Below are 17,516 nucleotides of genomic sequence, written 5' to 3' on the forward strand. Positions count from 1 at the left end.
TTGGCCGAGCGATGCTGAAGCCAGCCTGAAGCCACCTGAAGGGATCTTCAGCTTGGGTGCGGCAAGGTTGCGGTATGCGTCTGTTGATCGTTGAGGATGAGCGACGGCTAGCCCTGTCGCTGGCCAAGGGCCTGACCGCCGAGGGTTTCGCCGTGGATGTGGTGCACGACGGCCTGGAAGGGCTGCACCGGGTCGGGGAGGGGGACTACGACCTGTTGATCCTCGACATCATGCTGCCGGGGATGAACGGCTACCGGGTGTGCGCGGCCCTGCGCGCGGCCGGCAACGAGGTGCCGATCCTGATGCTGACCGCCAAGGACGGTGAGTACGACGAGGCGGAGGGCCTGGACACCGGGGCCGACGACTATCTGACCAAGCCGTTCTCGTACATGGTGCTGGTCGCGCGGGTGAAGGCACTGCTGCGGCGGCGCGGCGGGACGGCCTCGCCGGTGCTGCGGGTCGGCCCGCTGAGCGTGGACCGGGCCACCCGGCGGGTGCTGCGCGGCGAGGACGAGATCACGCTCACCGCCAAGGAGTTCGCCGTGCTGGAGCAACTGGCGGAGCGGGCCGGGGAGGTCGTCTCCAAGGCGGAGATCCTGGAGCACGTCTGGGACTTCGCCTACGACGGCGACCCCAACATCATCGAGGTGTACGTCAGCACGCTGCGCCGGAAGCTGGGCGCGGCCTCGATCCAGACCGTGCGCGGCGCCGGGTACCGGATGGTGGCCTCGGATGCGTAAGTCCCTCGCGTCGGTACGGGCGCGGGCCGCGCTGGGCGCGACCCTCGTGGTGGCGATCGCGCTCGTCGGCGCGGGTGTCGTGCTGCTGATAGTGCTGCGGGGCAATCTGATCGGCCAGGCCGATCTGCACGCGGAGATCAGCGCCCGCGATGTCGCCTCGCAGGTCGCCACCGGCGTCGCCTACGACGACCTGGAGATGCCGGACGACGACGAGCCGGTGCAGGTCGTGGACGAGAAAGGCCGGGTCAGGGCGGTCAGCGAGGATCTCCAGGCGGTGTCCGGGACCGGCACCGGCCGGGTCACCCCGCAGCCGGGCCCCGGCGCGGCCCCGAGCCCCGGCGCGAGTGCCAGTCCTGGGGGCGATGACGACGATGACGAGGACGCCGGGAGCGAGCAGACCGACGGCCCGCAGCGCGGCGAGGTCTCCGACGAGACCGACGTCGGCGGCGGAGAGGCGACCGTGGACGGCGATGCGGGCGACTACCGCTTCGCCCGCATCGAGGCGACGACGTCCTTTGACGAGACGGTCACGGTCTACGCCGGCGCTCCGCTGACCACCGAACAGGCGGCGGTCGGCACGGTGCGCAACGCGATGCTCGTCGGCCTGCCCGTGCTGCTGCTGGTGGTCGCCGGTGTCACCTGGCTGATGACGCGGCGGGCGCTGCGGCCGGTCGAGGGCATCCGGCGGGAGATGGCCGCGATCACCGCGAGCGAGGACCTGACCCGGCGGGTGCCGGAGTCGTCGGCGGGCGACGAGGTGTCCAGACTGGCCCGTACGACCAACGAGACGCTCTCGGCGCTGGAGTCCTCGGTGGAGCGGCAGCGCCGGTTCGTCGCGGACGCCTCGCACGAGCTGCGCAGCCCCATCGCGAGTCTGCGCACCCAGCTGGAAGTGGGCGTCGCACACCCGGAGTTGCTGGATGTGGACGGCGCGGTCGCGGACACCGTCCGGCTGCAACGGCTCGCGGCGGACCTGCTGCTGCTGGCCCGGCTGGACGCGGGGGAGCGGCCCGCGGACGGCCGGGTGGAACTCGACCGGCTGGTGCGCACCGAGCTGTCCCAGCGGAACGGGGACCGGCTGCCGGTACGGGTGGCGGAGCTGTCCGAGCTGCGCGTGGCCGGTTCCCGCGGCCAGTTGGGGCGCGTGCTGGGCAACCTGCTCGACAACGCGCAGCGGCACGCGGGGAGCGAGGTGGTCGTACGGGTGCGCCGGGAGGCCGGATGGGCGGTGCTGGAGGTCGCCGACGACGGCGCGGGGGTGCCCGAGACGGAGCGCGAGCGGATCTTCGAACGGTTCGTCCGGCTGGACGACGCGCGCGCCCGTGACGACGGCGGCGCGGGGCTGGGGCTCGCCATCGCCCGCGATGTCGCGGTGCGGCACGGCGGGACGCTGACCGTGGAGGTTCCCCTCGGGCCTGGCGGCCCCGGGGAGACCCCAAGCGGCGGCGCGGTGTTCGTGCTGCGGCTGCCGATCGTCGAGTAGCGGCGCGCACGGGCTGCGCCCTGAGGCGCTCGGGGCTACGCCCTGAGGCGGCCCGTAGCGTTCGTGGCGGTTCGTGGCGGCCTGAGCCGGTCGGTCGCGATCCTCGGTGGCCGACCGCGACCGCCGGCGTTCAGCCGATCCCGCGGCTGCTGCGCAGATGCTCGGCGACGGGGCCGAGGGAGGAGTGGAGCGAGTCCAGCTCCTCCGGGGAGAGCAGATCGATGAAGTGCCGCCGCACGGAGGCGACATGGTGCGGCGCGACTTCGCGCATGGTGTTCCAGCCCTGGTCGGTGAGGACCGCGTACAGCCCCCGCCGGTCGGACTCGCAGCTCTCGCGCCGGACCAGGCCCGCGTTCTCCATGCGGGTGACCTGATGGGACAGCCGGCTCTTGGATTGCAGGGTGACGGTGGCCAGATCGCTCATCCGCAGCCTGTGGTCGTCGGCCTCGGAGAGGTTGACGAGGATTTCGTAGTCGTTGTTGGTCAGGCCGAAGGGATGCAGGTCGCGTTCGAGCTGGTGCATCAGCAACCGGCTGACGTCCAGGTGAGCGCGCCAGGCCTGCTGCTCATCCTCGGTCAGCCAGCGGGTGCCGGTTTCGGTCTCCATGAATTGATTCTACCTAATAAAGTTGAAAGTCGGACGAATTTGTGTGTCTCGCGCCTCACAGTGGTGCAGGCGTTCGATGTTACCCTCTGCAGAGTATCGCTCACAGACCGAAGCGACGCTGGAGGTCCCCCAACTGCCCCGGCATGCGCGGTGACCCGGCCGGAACGCCCGCCTGGTCCGGGACAGCTCCCGTCGCCAGTTCGGGCATCAGCTGCTCGGTGGACTGGAGCAGCACGGTGCCCGCGCCGACGAACTCGAACTGGTGCTCCTCGCCCGAGACCCCGCCGACGCCGCTGAGCGCGCGGAGGCCGCCGAGCACGCCCTTGAGGTACTGGTGGTCGTAGTGGTGGCACGGGGACGGGCAGTCCGACCAGCCCACCAGCGCCTGCGGATCGACCCGGATCGGCGGCTCGACGAAGACCACCGGACCGTTCGAGGCCGCCACGAACTTGCCCGAGCCGATCAGCGTCAGGAACCCCGGAATGATCGACTGCTTGAGCGAGAGCGTCGGCTGGAAGGCCAGCAGATTGCCCGACCTGATGGTGAGGTTGCCGTCCTCCAGGTCATAGGAGTTGACGTCGAAGGCCCGGTCGGCGAGCAGCATCTTGCCCTGGCCCTCGGCCACCACCCAGTCCGCGGCGTGCAGTGGCGAGTGGAAGCTGCCGGCGACCAGCCGGTCCAGCCGGCCGTGGCCGATGCCGTGGAAGTCGATCCGCCCGTAATAGGCGATCATCTTCCCCTTCTGCAGGAACCACTGGCCCTGGAGATCCACGCTGAAGGTGTACGGGTTGACGTTGTCGTCGACCGGCAGCGTGTGCGGGTCGTGCACGGCGGGGCCGCCGGCGCCCGCCGCGCCGTAGGGGGCTACCGGACCGCTCACAGCTTCTCCTCCGACGCCTGTACGTACACCGTGCCCTGCCCGGAGAGCTCCAGCTGGAACCCCTCGCCCGAGCCGCGGCCGACCATCTCGCGCCAGCCCAGCGCGGTGGAGAGTTTGTTGCGCACCTCGCCGCGGTGCGCGACGTAGGCCTGTGGGTCGACGTGCACCGGGCGCTGCGGGGAGATCGGCAGTTCGATCACGCCGCCGTGCGCCATCACGGCGACCGCGCCGTGGCCCTTGAGGGTCGTGGTGAACAGGCCCTGGCCGGTGACCTGGCCGCGCACCATGCCCATCACGCCGCCCTGCGAGCCCATGAACATCGTGCCCTGGGTGAGCGCCCCGTCGAAGGCGAGCAGCCGGTCCGCCTCGACGTACAGGGTGTCGCCGGACAGTTCGACGACGTGCACGTGGTGCCCGCCGTGGCCGAACATCACCGTGCCGCTGCCCTCCACCGTCATCAGCGGGGTCGCCTCGTTCGCGACGCGGCGGCCGATCATCGACAGCACGCCGCCGTGGCCGCCGGTGATACTGGGGGTGAAGCTCACCTCGCCCCGGTAGGCGAGCATCGCGCCGCGCTGGCTGAACAGCCGCTGTCCCGGACGCACCTCGGCCTGCACCATGCGGGAGTTGAGGAGGGTGAACGGCATCAGACCTCGCCTCCGACGGTGTTCCGCTCGCTGGGCTGGACGTAGACGAGCCCCTCGCCCTCGAAGCGGATCTGGAACGCCTCGCCGGAGCCCTCGCCGAGGAAGGTCCGGAAGTTCACGCCGGACTGGAAGTGCTGTTTGAGGTTGCCGGTATGCGCCACGTACGCCCCCGGATCGACCTGCAACGGGTAGTCGCGGGTCACCCGCAGCACGACGGCCGGGCCGTCCGAGGTCAGCGCGGCCTGGCCGGTGCCCTCGACGGTGGTGGTGAACAGCCCGTTGCCCTGCGAGGCCCCGCGCAGCCCGGTGAACGTCGTGCCGGTGCGCAGCGCGGCATCGGTGCACAGCAGATTGCTGGACTCGACGTACAGCTTCTCGCCGTTCAGTGAGACCAGATTGATCTCACTGGCGCGGTCGGCGAAATAACAGGTGCCCTTGCCCTTCACCTCCATGACCGCCATCTGTTCGCCGGTGATCCGGCGGGTGACCATGCCGCGCAGTCCCTCACCGCCGCCGGTCATCTTCTTGAACGCCATCTCGCCGTCGTAGGCGACCATCGCGCCGTTCTTCGCTTTTACGGCATCGCCCGTCATGTCGACGGCGAGCACCTTGCTCCCCTGGAGCCGAAACTGAGCCACGGAAGCGACGCTAGCGTTCTCATCCGTCGCCGAACAGGGCACATCGGTGTGGAACGGACCCTGACGCGGCGAACCACGACGGGGCTGTAACAATGGGAGCGCTTGTGCGCTCCTTCACAAGCTCGTCCTTGCTCTGACACTCACCGAAGGTGCCCCCGTGGACATCAAGACAGCTACCGCACTGCACCGGCTCCGTCTGGTCTCCGTCCCGGAGGCGCTCTCCTTCCCGGCGCTGCTGATCTTCGGATCGCTGCTCAGCCGGATCTCGGACATCGACCTCGTCATGCCGCTGGGCGTGCTCCACGCCGTGCTTTTCCTGCTCTACCTGCTCATGCTCGCGGTCGTCTGGATCCGGGCGAAGTGGTCGGTCAAGAAGGTCGCCCTGTTCTTCGTCCTCGCCGTGCTCCCGTTCGGCGGGCTGTACGGCGACAAGATCCTCAAGCGCGACGAGCGCGACGGCGTGATCGCCTCCCGCGCCCGCAAGGCAGGTGTGACCGCCGCATGATCGTCGCCTTCTCCGTCAGCCCGCTGGGTGTGGGCGAGGACGTCGGCGAGTACGTCGCCGACGCGGTCCGGGTGGTCCGCGAGTCGGGCCTGCCCAACCACACCGACGCCATGTTCACCTCGATCGAGGGCGAGTGGGACGAGGTCATGGACGTCGTCAAGCGCGCCGTCGCGGCGGTCGAGGCGCGTGCTCCGCGCGTCTCGCTGGTCCTCAAGGCGGATATCCGGCCGGGGGTCACGGACGGGATGACCTCGAAGGTCGAGACGGTCGAGCGGCATCTCTCGCAGGGTTAGCGGGCCTCGTTCCACAGGGCCGGCGGTCTCGCTGGAGCGCCGGGGACGGCGGGGCCGGGACTGCCGGGCTCCGCCGCCGTCCGTATCCAGTCGGCGAGACAGGGCTGACCAGCATGTGACCGGCCGGTAGGGTCGAGGGCGTGCCAAAGCCCCTCAGTCTGCCGTTCGACCCCATCGCCCGCGCCGACGAGCTCTGGAAGCAGCGATGGGGATCCGTGCCGTCCATGGGCGCGATCACCTCGATCATGCGGGCCCATCAGATCCTGCTCGCCGAGGTCGACGCCGTCGTCAAGCCGTACGGGCTGAGTTTCGCCCGCTACGAAGCGCTGGTGCTGCTCACCTTCAGCCAGGCCGGCGAGCTGACCATGTCGAAGATCGGGGAGCGGCTGATGGTCCACCCGACCTCGGTCACCAACACCGTCGACCGGCTGGTGAAATCCGGGCTGGTGGCCAAGCGGCCGAACCCGAACGACGGGCGCGGCACGCTCGCCTCGATCACCGACCAGGGCCGCGAGACGTGCGACGCGGCCACCCGCGACCTGATGGCGGCCGAGTTCGGGCTCAAGGCGTACGACGCCGAGGAGTGCGGGGAGATCTTCGCCATGCTGCGGCCGCTGCGGGTCGCCGCCGGGGACTTCGAGGCGTAGCGGAAGCCGGGCCACGGGCGCGGGGCCCGGCCCGGGCGCGGGCCAGGTGCTGGGGCCGTCGCAGGCCGGGCGCGGGCTGCGCGGGGCCGGGCGAAAGCGTCCCGGAGCGCCCGTTACGCTCGATGGCATGAAGTCGAATGTGTTGTCCCGGTACCGGGTGATGGCTTACGTCACCGCGGTGTGGCTGCTCGTGTTCACCGTGTGCATCGTCCTGAAGTACGGGTTCGATACCGGCGACACCATGATGGTGTCCCAGATCCACGGCGTGCTGTTCATCGTCTACGTCGTCTTCGCCTTCGACCTGGGCTCCAAGGCGAAGTGGCCGTTCGGCAAGCTGCTGTGGGTGCTGGCCGCCGGCTGCATCCCGCTCGCCTCCTTCTTCGTCGAGCCGAGGATCACCCGCGAGGTGAAGCCGCTGCTCATCGGGGCCGCCACCGCCCCCGCCGAGGCTTAGCAGAGCCACCCGCACCAAGCCTCCGCCCGGCCGCCGCGCTGCGCCGGGCGGATTGCCATCGACATTTACTAGGACGTCCTAGTAAATTGATGCTATGGACGCTGACGCGATTGAGCAGGGCCGCCTGCGCTGGCAGGCCCGGTACGACGCATCCCGCAAGCGGGAAGCCGATTTCTCCACCCTGTCCCAGGACCCCGTGGAGCCCGTCTACGGGCCCGCACCCGGCACCGAGGTCGAGGGCTTCGAACGGATCGGCTGGCCCGGCGAGTACCCCTTCACCCGCGGGCTGCACTCCACCGGATACCGCGGCCGCACCTGGACCATCCGGCAGTTCGCCGGCTTCGGCAACGCCGAGCAGACCAACGAGCGCTACAAGATGATCCTGGCGGCGGGCGGCGGCGGCCTCTCCGTCGCGTTCGACATGCCGACCCTGATGGGCCGCGACTCCGACGAGCCCAAGGCGCTCGGCGAGGTCGGCCACTGCGGCGTCGCCATCGACTCCGCCGCCGACATGGAGGTCCTCTTCCAGGACATCCCGCTCGGCGACGTCACGACCTCGATGACGATCAGCGGCCCGGCCGTGCCCGTCTTCTGCATGTACATCGTCGCCGCCGAACGGCAGGGCATCGACCCGGCCACGCTCAACGGCACCTTGCAGACCGACATCTTCAAGGAGTACATCGCGCAGAAGGAGTGGCTCTTCCAGCCCGAGCCGCACCTGCGCCTGATCGGCGACCTGATGGAGCACTGCGCGCGCGAGATCCCCGCGTACAAGCCGCTCTCCGTCTCCGGCTACCACATCCGCGAAGCCGGGGCGACGGCCGCGCAGGAGCTCGCCTACACCCTCGCCGACGGCTTCGGCTACGTCGAGCTGGGCCTCTCGCGCGGCATGGACGTGGACGCCTTCGCCTCCGGCCTCTCCTTCTTCTTCGACGCCCACCTCGACTTCTTCGAGGAGATCGCCAAGTTCCGCGCCGCCCGCCGCATCTGGGCCCGCTGGATGCGCGACGTCTACGGCGCGCAGACCGACAAGGCGCAGTGGCTGCGCTTCCACACCCAGACCGCCGGCGTCTCGCTGACCGCCCAGCAGCCGTACAACAACGTCGTACGGACCGCCGTCGAGGCCCTCTCGGCCGTCCTGGGCGGCACCAACTCGCTGCACACCAACGCCCTCGACGAGACCCTCGCGCTGCCCAGCGAGCAGGCCGCCGAGATCGCGCTGCGCACCCAGCAGGTGCTGATGGAGGAGACCGGCGTCGCCAACGTCGCCGACCCGCTGGGCGGCTCCTGGTACGTCGAGGCGCTGACGGACCGGATCGAGGCCGACGCGGAGAAGATCTTCGAGCAGATCAAGGAGCGCGGCCGGCGGGCGGCGCCCTCCGGCGAGCACCCCATCGGGCCGATCACCAGCGGCATCCTGCGCGGCATCGAGGACGGCTGGTTCACCGGCGAGATCGCCGAATCCGCCTTCCAGTACCAGCAGTCCCTGGAGAAGGGCGACAAGCGGGTCGTCGGCGTCAACTGCCACCACGGCTCGGTCACCGGCGACCTGGAGATCCTGCGGGTCAGCCACGAGGTCGAGCGCGACCAGGTCCAGCAGCTCGGCGAGCGCAAGGCCGCGCGGGACGACGCGCGGGTCCGTACCGCCCTCGACGCGCTGATCGCCGCAGCCCGCGACGGCTCCAACATGATCGAGCCGATGCTGGAGGCCGTACGGGCCGAGGGGACGCTCGGCGAGATCTGCGAGGTACTGCGCGAGGAGTGGGGCGTTTACACGGAGCCGCCCGGCTTCTGAGCGGTGGTTCCGGTGACGGGCGTGTGCTCCCGGGCCGACGGGGGCTCCGGCCGACGGGACTCCGGCCGACGGGGCTCCCAGGCCGACGGGACTCCCCGGCCGACGGGGTGAGCGGGTCTCTCCGGCCGGGCGCTGTCAGCAGGCGGTGCCCTGCTCGTCCCCCCGCGAGCACAGCGCGCTGCTTCCCGCCGCGCGGGCCGGGAAGCCGGCCGTGGCTGGCCAAGAGGCGGCTCTCCGCAGCCGCGCCTGGCAGAAGCCGGCGAGCAGCCCGCCCGGCGCGAGCCGGAGGCTCAGCCGGCCGCCGGGAAACTCAGCCGGAACAGCGCGCCGCCGCCCGGGGCCTGTTCGGCGGTGAGGTCAGCGGAGTGCGCGCGGGCGATCTGCCGGGCCATGGCGAGACCGAGGCCCGAGCCGGGCAGCGCGCGGGCGGCCTCCGCGCGGTAGAAGCGGTCGAAGACGTACGGCAGGTCCTCGGCGGCGATGCCGGGCCCGTGGTCGCGGACCGTCAGCTCCAGAGCGCCGGAGTACGCGGTCAGCTCCACCTCCACCGGACCGCCCGGCGGGCTGAACTTGGCCGCGTTGTCGAGCAGATTCGTCAGCAGCCGGCTGATCCGGGCCGGGACGCCGGGCAGGGCCACCGCTTCCGTCTCCGCAGCGAAGTGGTCCTGGAAGGCGATCTGCGGCCAGTGGCCGCGCGCGGCGCGCACCGCGTGGGCGGCCAGATCGGCCGGGCGGACCTGCTCCACCAGCGGCTGCGGCTCCTCGTCGCGGGCCAGCTCGATCAGGTCGTTGACGAGCTGGGTGACCTCCCGCAGCTGGCGGCCCAGCGCCGCCGAGGCCCGGTCGCGCTGGGCGTCGGTCAACCGGTCCGCGCGGGCGAGCAGTTCGGCGTTGGTGCGCAGCGCGGTGAGCGGGGTGCGCAGCTCGTGCGAGGCGTCCGCGACGAGCCGGCGCTGGGCGGCGATGGACTGCTCCAGCTCGCCGAGCATGGTGTTGAAGCTGGTCGCGAGGCGGGTCACCTCGTCCTCGCGGCCGGGCGGTCCCGGGGGCAGCTCGATGCGGTGCCGCGCGTCGCGGGTGGCCGCGATGCGCTCGGCGGTGGCGGTCAGCCGGGTGACCGGGGCCAGGCCCGAACGCGACACCCAGTAGCCCAGCCCGGCCGCGAGCAGCACGCCCGCGCCGCCCACCGCTGACAGCGCCCAGGCGGCCTGCCGCACGCCGCGCTGCACGGTGTCGGAGCGCAGCGCGACCTGCAACGCCTCGTGCTTGCCAGGCAGCCGGGTGGTGAACATCCGCATCTCCTGGCCGACGACCGTCAGCTTGCTGTAGTACGGCGCGTGCTGTCCGGCCGCGACCTGCCGGGTGGCGTCCGTGACGCGCAGCGCGTACGGCTTCGCCGGGTCCTCGGCCGGGTCGGACGGCACGATCTGCACACACGGCACGGCCTGGAAGCGGCAGCTCGTATCGCCCACCGTCGGACCCCAGCCGCGGCTCTGCTGGGTGACCTGCGCGGCCGTCTGGGCCAGGCTCAGGTCCAGTTGGCGGGTCATCTGGTGCCGGATGATGACGAACGCCGCCGCGCACACGCCCACCGCCACCAGCGCGACCGCCGCCGAGGCGGCCATCGCGAGCCGGGTGCGCAGCGGGCGGTGCCTGCGCCAGCGCGCGCCGAGCCTGCGCGCGCCCGGCCGGCGCGCTTCGCGCCCGCGTGCGCTCCGGCCATGCGCGCCCGTCGGGGACGCGCCCGCTCCCGGCGGGTCCGCCGTGCGTTCGCCCGCCCCCTGTGCGCCGCTCACTCCTCGTCCAGCCGGTAGCCCACGCCGTGCACGGTGTGGACGAGCCGGGACTCGCCGTCCGCCTCCAGCTTGCGCCGCAGGTAGCCGATGTAGACGGCCAGCGAATTGGAGTCGGGGCCGAAGTCCCGCCCCCAGACGAGTTCGAGGATCAGCTCGCGCGGCAGCACCTGCCGCGGGTGCCGCAGCAGCAGCTCCAGCACCGCGAATTCGGTGCGGCTGAATTCGAGCGCGCGCCCCGAGCGCCGCCCGGTCCGCGTCTGCGGGTCCACCACCAGGTCGGCGAAGGACAGTTCGGGGTCCTCCTCAGGCAGCGGCGCGGCCCGCCGCAGCAGCGCCCGCACCCGCGCCACCAGCTCGTCCAGCGCGAACGGCTTGACGAGATAGTCGTCCGCGCCCGCGTCGAGCCCGTCCACCCGCTCGCTCACCGAGTCCAGCGCGGTCAGCACCAGGATCGGCGTACGGTCCTCGAGCCCGCGCAGCCGGCGGCACACCGCGAGGCCGTCGAGCACCGGCATCATCACGTCCAGCACGATGACGTCCGGCTGCCAGGCCGCGACCTCGGACAGCGCGGCCAGCCCGTCGGCGGCCCCGCGCACCGCGTACCCCTCGACGGCCAGGCCGTCCTCGACGGCGGCGCGGACTTCGGGCTCGTCGTCCACCACGAGGACTCTGGCCGCGGGCTCGGTTCTCATGGCGTCCGTTCCTGCCGGTGATCGTTGTGCGGGGTCATGGTCACAGGTTGTCAAACACGGCTCTTAGAAGCCTCTTAGAGCACTCCGTGAGCGTGGCGGCCATGCGAACACCACAGGAACGCAGGCACCCCGCCCACCGGCGGACCGACCAGCGCCCCCTCTCCGTGGTCATCGGGGCGGGCGGCACGGGCGGCCACATCTATCCGGGGCTGGCTCTCGCCGATGCCCTGCGCCGGGCCGAGCCCGACGCGCTGATCTCCTTCGTCGGCACCGAACGCGGCCTGGAGACCCGGCTGATCCCGGACGCCGGCTACCGGCTGCACACCGTCGACATGATCCCCTTCGACCCGGCGCTGGGCGCCAAGCGCTTCCTGCTGCCCGCCGCCCTGCTGCGCTCCGGCGCGCAGTGCCGCACGATCCTGCGCGAGCAGGGCGCGCAGGTCGCGGTCGGCATGGGCGGCTACCCGAGCGCCCCGGTGATCGTCGGAGCCAGGATGGCCGGGCTGCCCAGCCTGGTCCACGAGTCCAACGCGGTCCCCGGCCGGGCCAATAAGTTCGCCGCCCGGCTGACCCCGCACATCGCGCTCGCCTTCGAGCGCAGCCGCGCCCACCTGCCCGGCGCGGAGCGGGCCGAGGTGGTCGGCATGCCGCTCGTCGGACCGCTCGCCACACTCGACCGCAAGGCGCTGCGGGCCGCCGCCCGCCGCGAGTTGGGCGTCCCGGACGGGTGCTTGCTCGTGCTGGTCAACGGCGGCAGCCTGGGCGCGGCCCGGCTCACCGAGGCGGCCGTCGGCCTCGCCCGGCGCTGGCAGCGGCGTGGGGACGTACGGCTGCTGGTGAAGACCGGCCCGGCGGCGCTGGACGCCGCACGGGTCCGGCTGGCGGCCGAGGGCGGCGACCGGGTCGCCGAGGCGGTGCCGTACCTGGACCGGATGGACCTCGCGTACGCCGCCGCCGACCTCGTGGTGTGCCGCGCGGGTTCGGCGACCATCGCCGAGCTGGCCAGCACCGGTGTGCCGGCCGTGCTGGTGCCCTATCCGCACGCGCCCGGCGACCACCAGACGCACAACGCGCGGGTGCTCAGCGACGTCGGCGCCGCGCTGCTGCTGCCCGACGCCGAGACCACCGCCGAGCGGCTGGCCGCACTGCTGGAACCGCTGCTGGCCGACCCGCGACGGCTGCTGGCGATGGACGGGGTCGCCGACCCCGGCAGCCACGCCCGCGCCGCCGACCTGCTGGCGGCCAAGGCGCTGCGCCTCGCGGGCCGCCTGCCGCGCGCCGAGGCCGACACCGCCGAAGCCGCCACCGCCGAGAGCGGCCCGTCCTTCGACACCCCCACATCCGACCTCCCCGCATCCGACCTCCCCGAACTGAGGAAAAGCGCATGAGCGACCAGCTGAGCAGCGACAACCCGACGGCCGGCGGCCCGATCGGCGACACCTGGGCCGGCCGTACCGTCCTGGTGACCGGCGCCGAGGGCTTCATCGGCAGCACGCTGCTGGACATGCTCGTGGCGCGCGGCGCGAACGTGAAGGCGCTGGTGCACTACAAGCCGTACGCCGAGCGCGGCCACCTCGCCCGCTACCTCGGCCCGGACAGCGCGGGCATCCCCGGCGACCCGGTCGAGATGCTCGCGGGCGACGTCCGGGACGCGGGCCGGGTGATGGACGCCGTCGAGGGCTGCGACACCGTCTTCCACCTCGCCGCGCTGATCGGCATCCCGTACAGCTACGAGTCGCCCGGCGCGTATGTCCAGACGAATGTCGTCGGCACCGACAACATCGCCCAGGCGTGCCGGCGGCACGACGTCCGCCGGCTGGTGCACACCTCCACCAGCGAGGTCTACGGCACCGCGCGCACCGTCCCGATCAGCGAGCGGCACCCGCTGCAACCGCAGTCCCCGTACTCCGCCTCGAAGATCGGCGCGGACATGATGGCGCTCTCCTTCCACCACTCCTTCGGGCTGCCGGTCACCGTGGTGCGCCCGTTCAACACCTACGGCCCGCGCCAGTCGGCCCGCGCCGTCATCCCGGCGATCCTCGCCCAGCTGCACTCCGGTGCGCGCGAGATCAAGCTCGGCTCGCTCTCCCCGACCCGCGACTTCACTTTCGTCACGGACACCGCGGCCGGATTCCTGGCGCTCGCGGACTGCGACCGCGCGCTCGGCGAGGTGGTCAACCTGGGTACCGGCCAGGAGATCTCCATCGGCGCGCTGGCCGAGGCGCTGATCGCGGCCTCCGGACGGGACGCCGAGGTGGTGGTGGACCCGTCGCGGCTGCGGCCCTCGGGCAGCGAGGTGCAGCGGCTGCTGTCCGACAACACCCGGGCGCGCGAGTGGGCGTCCTGGCAGCCGGAGGTCCCGCTGGCGGAGGGCTTGCGCCGCACGTCGGAGTGGGTGGCCGAGAACCTGCGGCTCTTCGCGGCGGACCGTTACGAGGTCTGAGGGCTACGAGGGCCGGGCGCTACGAGGGCTGAGCGCTACGAAGATCGAGCGCCACTGATCCTGAGCGCGGGCAGGCCGCTCAGCAGGATCGTGGTGAAGGCCGACGTCCAATCGGCGTCGACCGGCTCGCCCCTGACCAGGGCGCGGTGCACCACCGCGCCGGCGATCACGTCGAAGATCAGATCGTCACTGCGGGCCGTCGCCGCGGGGTCCTCCTCGCGGGGCAGCTCGCCGCGTTCCTGGGCGCGTTCGCGGCCCAGCACGACGAGCCGCTTCTGCCGGTCCACGATCGCCGAGCGGATCCGGACGCGCAGCGCCTCGTCACGAGTGGATTCGGCGACCACCGCCATCAGCGCGGTCTTGGTCTCCGGGCGCTCCAGCAGCACCGCGAACTGGAGCACGACGTTCTCGATGTCGGCCTGGAGGCTGCCGAGGTCGGGCAGCGTCAGTTCGTCGAAGAGGACCGCCACCGCGTCCACGACCAGCTCGCTCTTGTGGGCCCAGCGGCGGTAGAGGGTGGTCTTGGCGACGCCCGCGCGGGCCGCGACGTCGCCCATCGTCAGCTTGCCCCAGCCCAGCTCGACCAGCGCGGCGCGGGTCGCGTCGAGGATCGCCCGGTCGGCCGCGGCGCTGCGCGGGCGGCCGGTGCGGCCGCTGGGGGGCGGCCCGGGAACAGAGGGCGGGTCGGCTGGCATGGGCAGACCATACCGGTGGGTACGGATGCCCCCGCGAATGCCCCGCGGGCGGGTCGTGAGCCACATCACAGAGGGGCTTTGTCCGGGGGCTTGCGGGGGACAGGGCGGGAAGAGTTACGCTACGACCCGTAGCGAAAGAGCGACAGCCACTTGCGCCGGATGGGGATCCGGCGCGCGAGCAGTAACCGTGAAACAGGGGACGGTGCGGCGCATACCGGTGCAGACCAGCCCGGAACGGCGCGGTCCGGAACAGTACAGAGCAGTACAGAGGCCGCCGGTCGGGGTGAGTTCGCGGCCGCCTTTCTGATCACCGCGCCGAGGGGGGAAGATAGGCCCATGCAGCCACGCAATGTGTCCATGAGTGGAGTAGTCGACCTCGCTGCGGTGAAGGCGGCCGCTGAAGCGAAGCAGAAGGCGGAGCAGGCGCGAGCCGAAGCGATCCGCAGCGGCCAGAACCCTGATGAGGTCGGGCCGGCCGGCGAGGGCGGAGCCTCGCCCCTGGTGATCAATGTCGACGAGGCCGGTTTCGAGCGGGATGTCCTCCAGCGCTCCAGCGAGGTCCCGGTCGTCATCGACTTCTGGGCCGAGTGGTGCGAGCCGTGCAAGCAGCTCGGCCCGCTGCTGGAGCGGCTGACGGCGGAGTACGCCGGACGCTTCATCCTCGCCAAGATCGACGCCGACGCGAACCAGGCGCTCCTCCAGCAGTTCGGTGTACAGGGCATCCCCGCCGTCTTCGCGGTGATCGCGGGCCAGGCGCTGCCGCTGTTCCAGGGGGCGGCGCCGGAATCCCAGATCCGCGACGTGCTCAACCAGCTGATCCAGGCGGCCGAGGAGCGCTTCGGCATCGTCGGGGCGCCGGTCGCGGCCGGCGCGCCGGGTACGCAGAGCGACGGCGGCGCCGAGGCGGGCGCCGGCGGTGCGGACACCGCGGCTCCGGAGCCGGTCGGCCCGTACGACGCCCTGCTCGCGGCGGCGCACGACGCGCTCGACGCGGGCGACCTGGGCGGCGCGATCCAGGCCTACCGCAATGTGCTGAGTGACGACCCGGCCAACCCGGAAGCGACGCTGGGCCTGGCCCAGGCCGAGCTGCTGCAACGCGTGCAGCATCTGGATCCGCAGAAGGTGCGCGCGGACGCCGCGGCGAACCCGAAGGACCCGGCCGCGCAGATCGCCGCCGCCGACCTCGATCTGGTCGGCGGACATGTCGAGGACGCCTTCGGGCGACTGGTCGACACCGTACGGCTGACGGCCGGCCCGGACCGCGAGGCGGTGCGGCTCCGGCTGCTCGAACTCTTCGAGGTCATCGGCGCGGACGATCCCCGTGTCGTCACCGCCCGTAGCGCACTGGCACGCGTCCTGTTCTGACCCCTCCGGTCACATCCGGCGCTGCGCCCGCGCTTTACCAAATCTTGGTAAACGCGGCGGCTGTTACTCGCAGTAAAGGAATCCGGGCCTTTTGTTGGGGTGTACCCCAATTCCCCACTTGTTTCCTCCGTGTCAGCGACAACCCTGCGTGCCCGGCCGATATCGGCCGGGCACGCTTCGGTTATCCCGCCGTTACTCGCTAGTAACGAACCCCTTGTGCCCCGGCCGGGAATGGACCACGATCGGCCTCGCTCGGTCCATTCCCGCTGCCCGGCATCCATTCGGCGCCGCGGAGTACTGGATCCCCACCGAGTGGGCCGGCGGCAGTGGCGCCGGCTTTGGACAGGGGGGTACCTGCCACCTGGCAGGGCCTGTCCAGGAGGTTGCGCGAGTTGCGTGGCCAGTGGTTGTCGCTCGGGGGTGTGCGTCGGTGTCCAGGAAGCTTCGCCTTCCGGGTCCGGCGCTCTTCTTCCCGAGGGCGTAGCACTTCTCCCATCCCAGGCCGGGCTCCGCAGTACCGGCCGGAGATGTACGTCCGAGAAGGAGGAAAGTCATGGAGTCTCTGGCTCGTGGTGGGACCAGATGGAAGCGGTTCGCCGTCGTCATGGTGCCGAGTGTCGCGGCTACCGCCGTGATCGGCGTCGCCCTGGCACAGGGTGCGCTCGCGGCGTCGTTCAGCGTGTCCGGCCAGCAGTTCAAGGTCAGCGCTGACCGTCTCGACGGCACCGGCTTCCTGCAGTACGGCGCGATCGACACACAGCATGGCGGGAAGCACATCCCGGTCGCGGTCTCGGCCTTCAAGAAGGCCGAGATCAAGAACCTGTGCCAGTCCGTCGTCGTTCCCGTCCCGGGCTTCGGCGATGTCTCGCTGAAGCTGTCGGCGGGCAACAAGGGCACCCCGGTCGAGGCCAAGAACCTCTTCATCGATCTTGATGAGCTCAACGCGGACGCCACGTTCCGCAACATCAACATCGGTGTCGCGGCAGGCGACTCGACAAAGGGCCCCGGTATCAAGAAGGGCGACGCGGCAGACCCGGGCTCTTTCGCCCAGGAAGCCGATTCGGCGACCCTGAAGGGTGTCCAGCAGACCGCCTGGGCGACCAGTGCGGGAACGTTCAAGCTCTCAGGCCTTTCGATGAAGGTCATCAAGGGCAAGAGCGAGTGCTACTGACGCACTGAGGCGGGTGGGGGGCCTCGCCGTCCCTCGCCCGTCCCGCGTTACCGAGTGAACATTCAGCGATCGTCCAGATCGCAGGCCCCAGGGAGCTGTTTTCGATGAGTGCAGAGTCGCCGGGGGCGCGTGAACGCATCGGCCACTGGCGCCAGTCCTTCCGGGTGTGGCGCGGACAGCGCCCCTTCTGGGCAGGACTGCTGACGCTGCTGGGCGGGCTGCCGATCGCGTACTTCCCGTACGCCAACCTCACCGTTGGCCAGCTGACCGTCCGGATGTCGACCACCGCCGGATCGGGCTCGCTGATCATCGGCGTACTGCTGGTGGTCCTCGGACTGACCATGTGGTTCCAGCCGTTGGTCCGGATCTTCGCGGGAGTCGCCGCGCTCGTGCTCGGCATGGTCTCGCTGGTCGTCTCCAACTTCGGAGGCTTCCTGATCGGCTTCCTGCTGGCCCTGTTCGGCGGCGGCCTGGCCGTCGCCTGGGGACCCGGCGGCACCGGCCACGCGAAGCAGCGTCTCGACGGCTACGCCCCGGAGCCGGCACCGAAGCCGGACGAGGGTGACCGCGAGGACGCGCCCGAACCGGCCGCGGCCGGCCCTGCGGCGGACGACGATTCCAGGAATGGGAGGCACCGTGCCTGATGAGGCTCAGCTGGAGGGCGA

19 protein-coding genes are annotated in these 17,516 nt (G+C 71.4%); 12 read left to right on the plus strand and 7 right to left on the minus strand.

The window, feature by feature from the left end:
• The first annotated feature begins 74 nt into the window (after nt 1–74).
• Both QMK28_RS19420 and QMK28_RS19425 read left to right on the plus strand, forming a co-directional pair.
• Nucleotides 75–740 (plus strand): response regulator transcription factor, encoded by a 666-nt coding sequence (locus tag QMK28_RS19420; protein WP_326439638.1) that lies wholly within the window; start codon nt 75–77, stop codon nt 738–740.
• Nucleotides 733–2,223, plus strand: a complete 1,491-nt coding sequence (locus QMK28_RS19425) for a sensor histidine kinase (protein ID WP_326439640.1) — start codon at nt 733–735, stop codon at nt 2,221–2,223. The genes QMK28_RS19420 and QMK28_RS19425 overlap by 8 nt, the downstream gene beginning before the upstream one ends.
• A gap of 130 nt (nt 2,224–2,353) precedes the next feature.
• Here the strand turns inward: QMK28_RS19425 and QMK28_RS19430 are convergent, their stop codons facing one another.
• From QMK28_RS19430 to QMK28_RS19445, 4 genes are all read right to left on the minus strand, one after another.
• The gene (locus QMK28_RS19430; RefSeq protein WP_326439642.1) at nt 2,354–2,830 is read right to left on the minus strand and encodes a MarR family winged helix-turn-helix transcriptional regulator; all 477 of its coding nucleotides are present in this window, start codon (nt 2,828–2,830) and stop codon (nt 2,354–2,356) included.
• A gap of 100 nt (nt 2,831–2,930) precedes the next feature.
• The gene (locus QMK28_RS19435) at nt 2,931–3,710 is read right to left on the minus strand and encodes an AIM24 family protein (RefSeq protein ID WP_326439644.1); all 780 of its coding nucleotides are present in this window, start codon (nt 3,708–3,710) and stop codon (nt 2,931–2,933) included.
• On the minus strand, nt 3,707–4,357 hold the full coding sequence (locus QMK28_RS19440) for an AIM24 family protein (RefSeq protein ID WP_326439646.1): 651 nt from the start codon (nt 4,355–4,357) through the stop codon (nt 3,707–3,709). The genes QMK28_RS19435 and QMK28_RS19440 overlap by 4 nt, the downstream gene beginning before the upstream one ends.
• Nucleotides 4,357–4,995 carry an AIM24 family protein gene (locus QMK28_RS19445; RefSeq protein ID WP_326439647.1) on the minus strand — a complete coding sequence of 213 codons (639 nt, stop codon included), beginning with the start codon at nt 4,993–4,995 and terminating at the stop codon, nt 4,357–4,359. Before QMK28_RS19445 ends, QMK28_RS19440 begins: the two co-directional genes overlap by 1 nt.
• A 157-nt stretch (nt 4,996–5,152) precedes the next feature.
• On the opposite strand from QMK28_RS19445, the gene QMK28_RS19450 reads away from it, so the two are divergent.
• From QMK28_RS19450 to QMK28_RS19470, 5 genes are all read left to right on the plus strand, one after another.
• The gene (locus QMK28_RS19450; protein ID WP_326439649.1) at nt 5,153–5,500 is read left to right on the plus strand and encodes a DUF3817 domain-containing protein; all 348 of its coding nucleotides are present in this window, start codon (nt 5,153–5,155) and stop codon (nt 5,498–5,500) included.
• Nucleotides 5,497–5,793, plus strand: coding sequence for an MTH1187 family thiamine-binding protein (locus QMK28_RS19455; protein WP_326439651.1), 297 nt, complete (start codon nt 5,497–5,499; stop codon nt 5,791–5,793). The genes QMK28_RS19450 and QMK28_RS19455 overlap by 4 nt, the downstream gene beginning before the upstream one ends.
• Nucleotides 5,794–5,933: 140 nt before the next feature.
• Complete coding sequence (locus tag QMK28_RS19460; protein ID WP_326439653.1) at nt 5,934–6,440, plus strand: MarR family winged helix-turn-helix transcriptional regulator; 507 nt, start codon at nt 5,934–5,936, stop codon at nt 6,438–6,440.
• Between the two features lie 127 nt (nt 6,441–6,567).
• Nucleotides 6,568–6,894 (plus strand): DUF3817 domain-containing protein, encoded by a 327-nt coding sequence (locus QMK28_RS19465; protein WP_326439654.1) that lies wholly within the window; start codon nt 6,568–6,570, stop codon nt 6,892–6,894.
• A gap of 94 nt (nt 6,895–6,988) precedes the next feature.
• Nucleotides 6,989–8,689, plus strand: a complete 1,701-nt coding sequence (locus QMK28_RS19470) for an acyl-CoA mutase large subunit family protein (RefSeq protein ID WP_326439656.1) — start codon at nt 6,989–6,991, stop codon at nt 8,687–8,689.
• Between the two features lie 290 nt (nt 8,690–8,979).
• On the opposite strand, the gene QMK28_RS19475 is transcribed toward QMK28_RS19470, so the two are convergent.
• A complete protein-coding gene (locus QMK28_RS19475) occupies nt 8,980–10,314 on the minus strand; it encodes a sensor histidine kinase (protein ID WP_326439706.1) in 1,335 nt (444 codons plus the stop codon).
• Nucleotides 10,315–10,481: 167 nt separating this feature from the next.
• On the minus strand, nt 10,482–11,177 hold the full coding sequence (locus tag QMK28_RS19480) for a response regulator transcription factor (RefSeq protein WP_326439657.1): 696 nt from the start codon (nt 11,175–11,177) through the stop codon (nt 10,482–10,484).
• A 101-nt stretch (nt 11,178–11,278) separates the two neighbouring features.
• Between QMK28_RS19480 and QMK28_RS19485 the strand changes: the two genes are divergently transcribed.
• Together QMK28_RS19485 and QMK28_RS19490 are read left to right on the plus strand one after the other, a co-directional pair.
• Nucleotides 11,279–12,565, plus strand: coding sequence for a UDP-N-acetylglucosamine--N-acetylmuramyl-(pentapeptide) pyrophosphoryl-undecaprenol N-acetylglucosamine transferase (locus QMK28_RS19485; RefSeq protein WP_326439658.1), 1,287 nt, complete (start codon nt 11,279–11,281; stop codon nt 12,563–12,565).
• Complete coding sequence (locus QMK28_RS19490) at nt 12,562–13,620, plus strand: GDP-mannose 4,6-dehydratase (protein WP_326439660.1); 1,059 nt, start codon at nt 12,562–12,564, stop codon at nt 13,618–13,620. Before QMK28_RS19485 ends, QMK28_RS19490 begins: the two co-directional genes overlap by 4 nt.
• 35 nt (nt 13,621–13,655) lie before the next feature.
• Here QMK28_RS19490 and QMK28_RS19495 read toward each other — a convergent pair whose 3' ends face one another.
• The gene (locus QMK28_RS19495; RefSeq protein WP_326439662.1) at nt 13,656–14,315 is read right to left on the minus strand and encodes a TetR/AcrR family transcriptional regulator; all 660 of its coding nucleotides are present in this window, start codon (nt 14,313–14,315) and stop codon (nt 13,656–13,658) included.
• Nucleotides 14,316–14,651: 336 nt separating this feature from the next.
• Between QMK28_RS19495 and QMK28_RS19500 the strand changes: the two genes are divergently transcribed.
• From QMK28_RS19500 to QMK28_RS19510, 3 genes are all read left to right on the plus strand, one after another.
• Nucleotides 14,652–15,680, plus strand: coding sequence for a tetratricopeptide repeat protein (locus QMK28_RS19500; protein WP_326439664.1), 1,029 nt, complete (start codon nt 14,652–14,654; stop codon nt 15,678–15,680).
• Between the two features lie 553 nt (nt 15,681–16,233).
• Nucleotides 16,234–16,851 carry a DUF6230 family protein gene (locus QMK28_RS19505; protein WP_326439666.1) on the plus strand — a complete coding sequence of 206 codons (618 nt, stop codon included), beginning with the start codon at nt 16,234–16,236 and terminating at the stop codon, nt 16,849–16,851.
• Between the two features lie 104 nt (nt 16,852–16,955).
• Complete coding sequence (locus QMK28_RS19510; protein WP_326439668.1) at nt 16,956–17,495, plus strand: DUF6114 domain-containing protein; 540 nt, start codon at nt 16,956–16,958, stop codon at nt 17,493–17,495.
• The last annotated feature ends 21 nt before the right edge of the window (nt 17,496–17,516 follow it).

Origin of the sequence: Streptomyces sp. H27-D2, assembly GCF_035828615.1 — a bacterium.
Lineage (GTDB): Bacteria > Actinomycetota > Actinomycetes > Streptomycetales > Streptomycetaceae > Streptomyces.

Bases quoted from the DNA above. Each gene is read 5' to 3' on its own strand.
- QMK28_RS19420 (WP_326439638.1), top strand. From the start codon at position 75: ATGCGTCTGTTGATCGTTGAGGATGAGCGACGGCTAGCCCTGTCGCTG.
- QMK28_RS19425 (WP_326439640.1), top strand. From the start codon at position 733: ATGCGTAAGTCCCTCGCGTCGGTACGGGCGCGGGCCGCGCTGGGCGCG.
- QMK28_RS19430 (WP_326439642.1), bottom strand. From the start codon at position 2,830: ATGGAGACCGAAACCGGCACCCGCTGGCTGACCGAGGATGAGCAGCAG.
- QMK28_RS19440 (WP_326439646.1), bottom strand. From the start codon at position 4,357: ATGCCGTTCACCCTCCTCAACTCCCGCATGGTGCAGGCCGAGGTGCGT.
- QMK28_RS19455 (WP_326439651.1), top strand. From the start codon at position 5,497: ATGATCGTCGCCTTCTCCGTCAGCCCGCTGGGTGTGGGCGAGGACGTC.
- QMK28_RS19465 (WP_326439654.1), top strand. From the start codon at position 6,568: ATGAAGTCGAATGTGTTGTCCCGGTACCGGGTGATGGCTTACGTCACC.
- QMK28_RS19470 (WP_326439656.1), top strand. From the start codon at position 6,989: ATGGACGCTGACGCGATTGAGCAGGGCCGCCTGCGCTGGCAGGCCCGG.
- QMK28_RS19475 (WP_326439706.1), bottom strand. From the start codon at position 10,314: ATGGCCGCCTCGGCGGCGGTCGCGCTGGTGGCGGTGGGCGTGTGCGCG.
- QMK28_RS19480 (WP_326439657.1), bottom strand. From the start codon at position 11,177: ATGAGAACCGAGCCCGCGGCCAGAGTCCTCGTGGTGGACGACGAGCCC.
- QMK28_RS19485 (WP_326439658.1), top strand. From the start codon at position 11,279: ATGCGAACACCACAGGAACGCAGGCACCCCGCCCACCGGCGGACCGAC.
- QMK28_RS19490 (WP_326439660.1), top strand. From the start codon at position 12,562: ATGAGCGACCAGCTGAGCAGCGACAACCCGACGGCCGGCGGCCCGATC.
- QMK28_RS19495 (WP_326439662.1), bottom strand. From the start codon at position 14,315: ATGCCAGCCGACCCGCCCTCTGTTCCCGGGCCGCCCCCCAGCGGCCGC.
- QMK28_RS19500 (WP_326439664.1), top strand. From the start codon at position 14,652: ATGCAGCCACGCAATGTGTCCATGAGTGGAGTAGTCGACCTCGCTGCG.
- QMK28_RS19505 (WP_326439666.1), top strand. From the start codon at position 16,234: ATGGAGTCTCTGGCTCGTGGTGGGACCAGATGGAAGCGGTTCGCCGTC.
- QMK28_RS19510 (WP_326439668.1), top strand. From the start codon at position 16,956: ATGAGTGCAGAGTCGCCGGGGGCGCGTGAACGCATCGGCCACTGGCGC.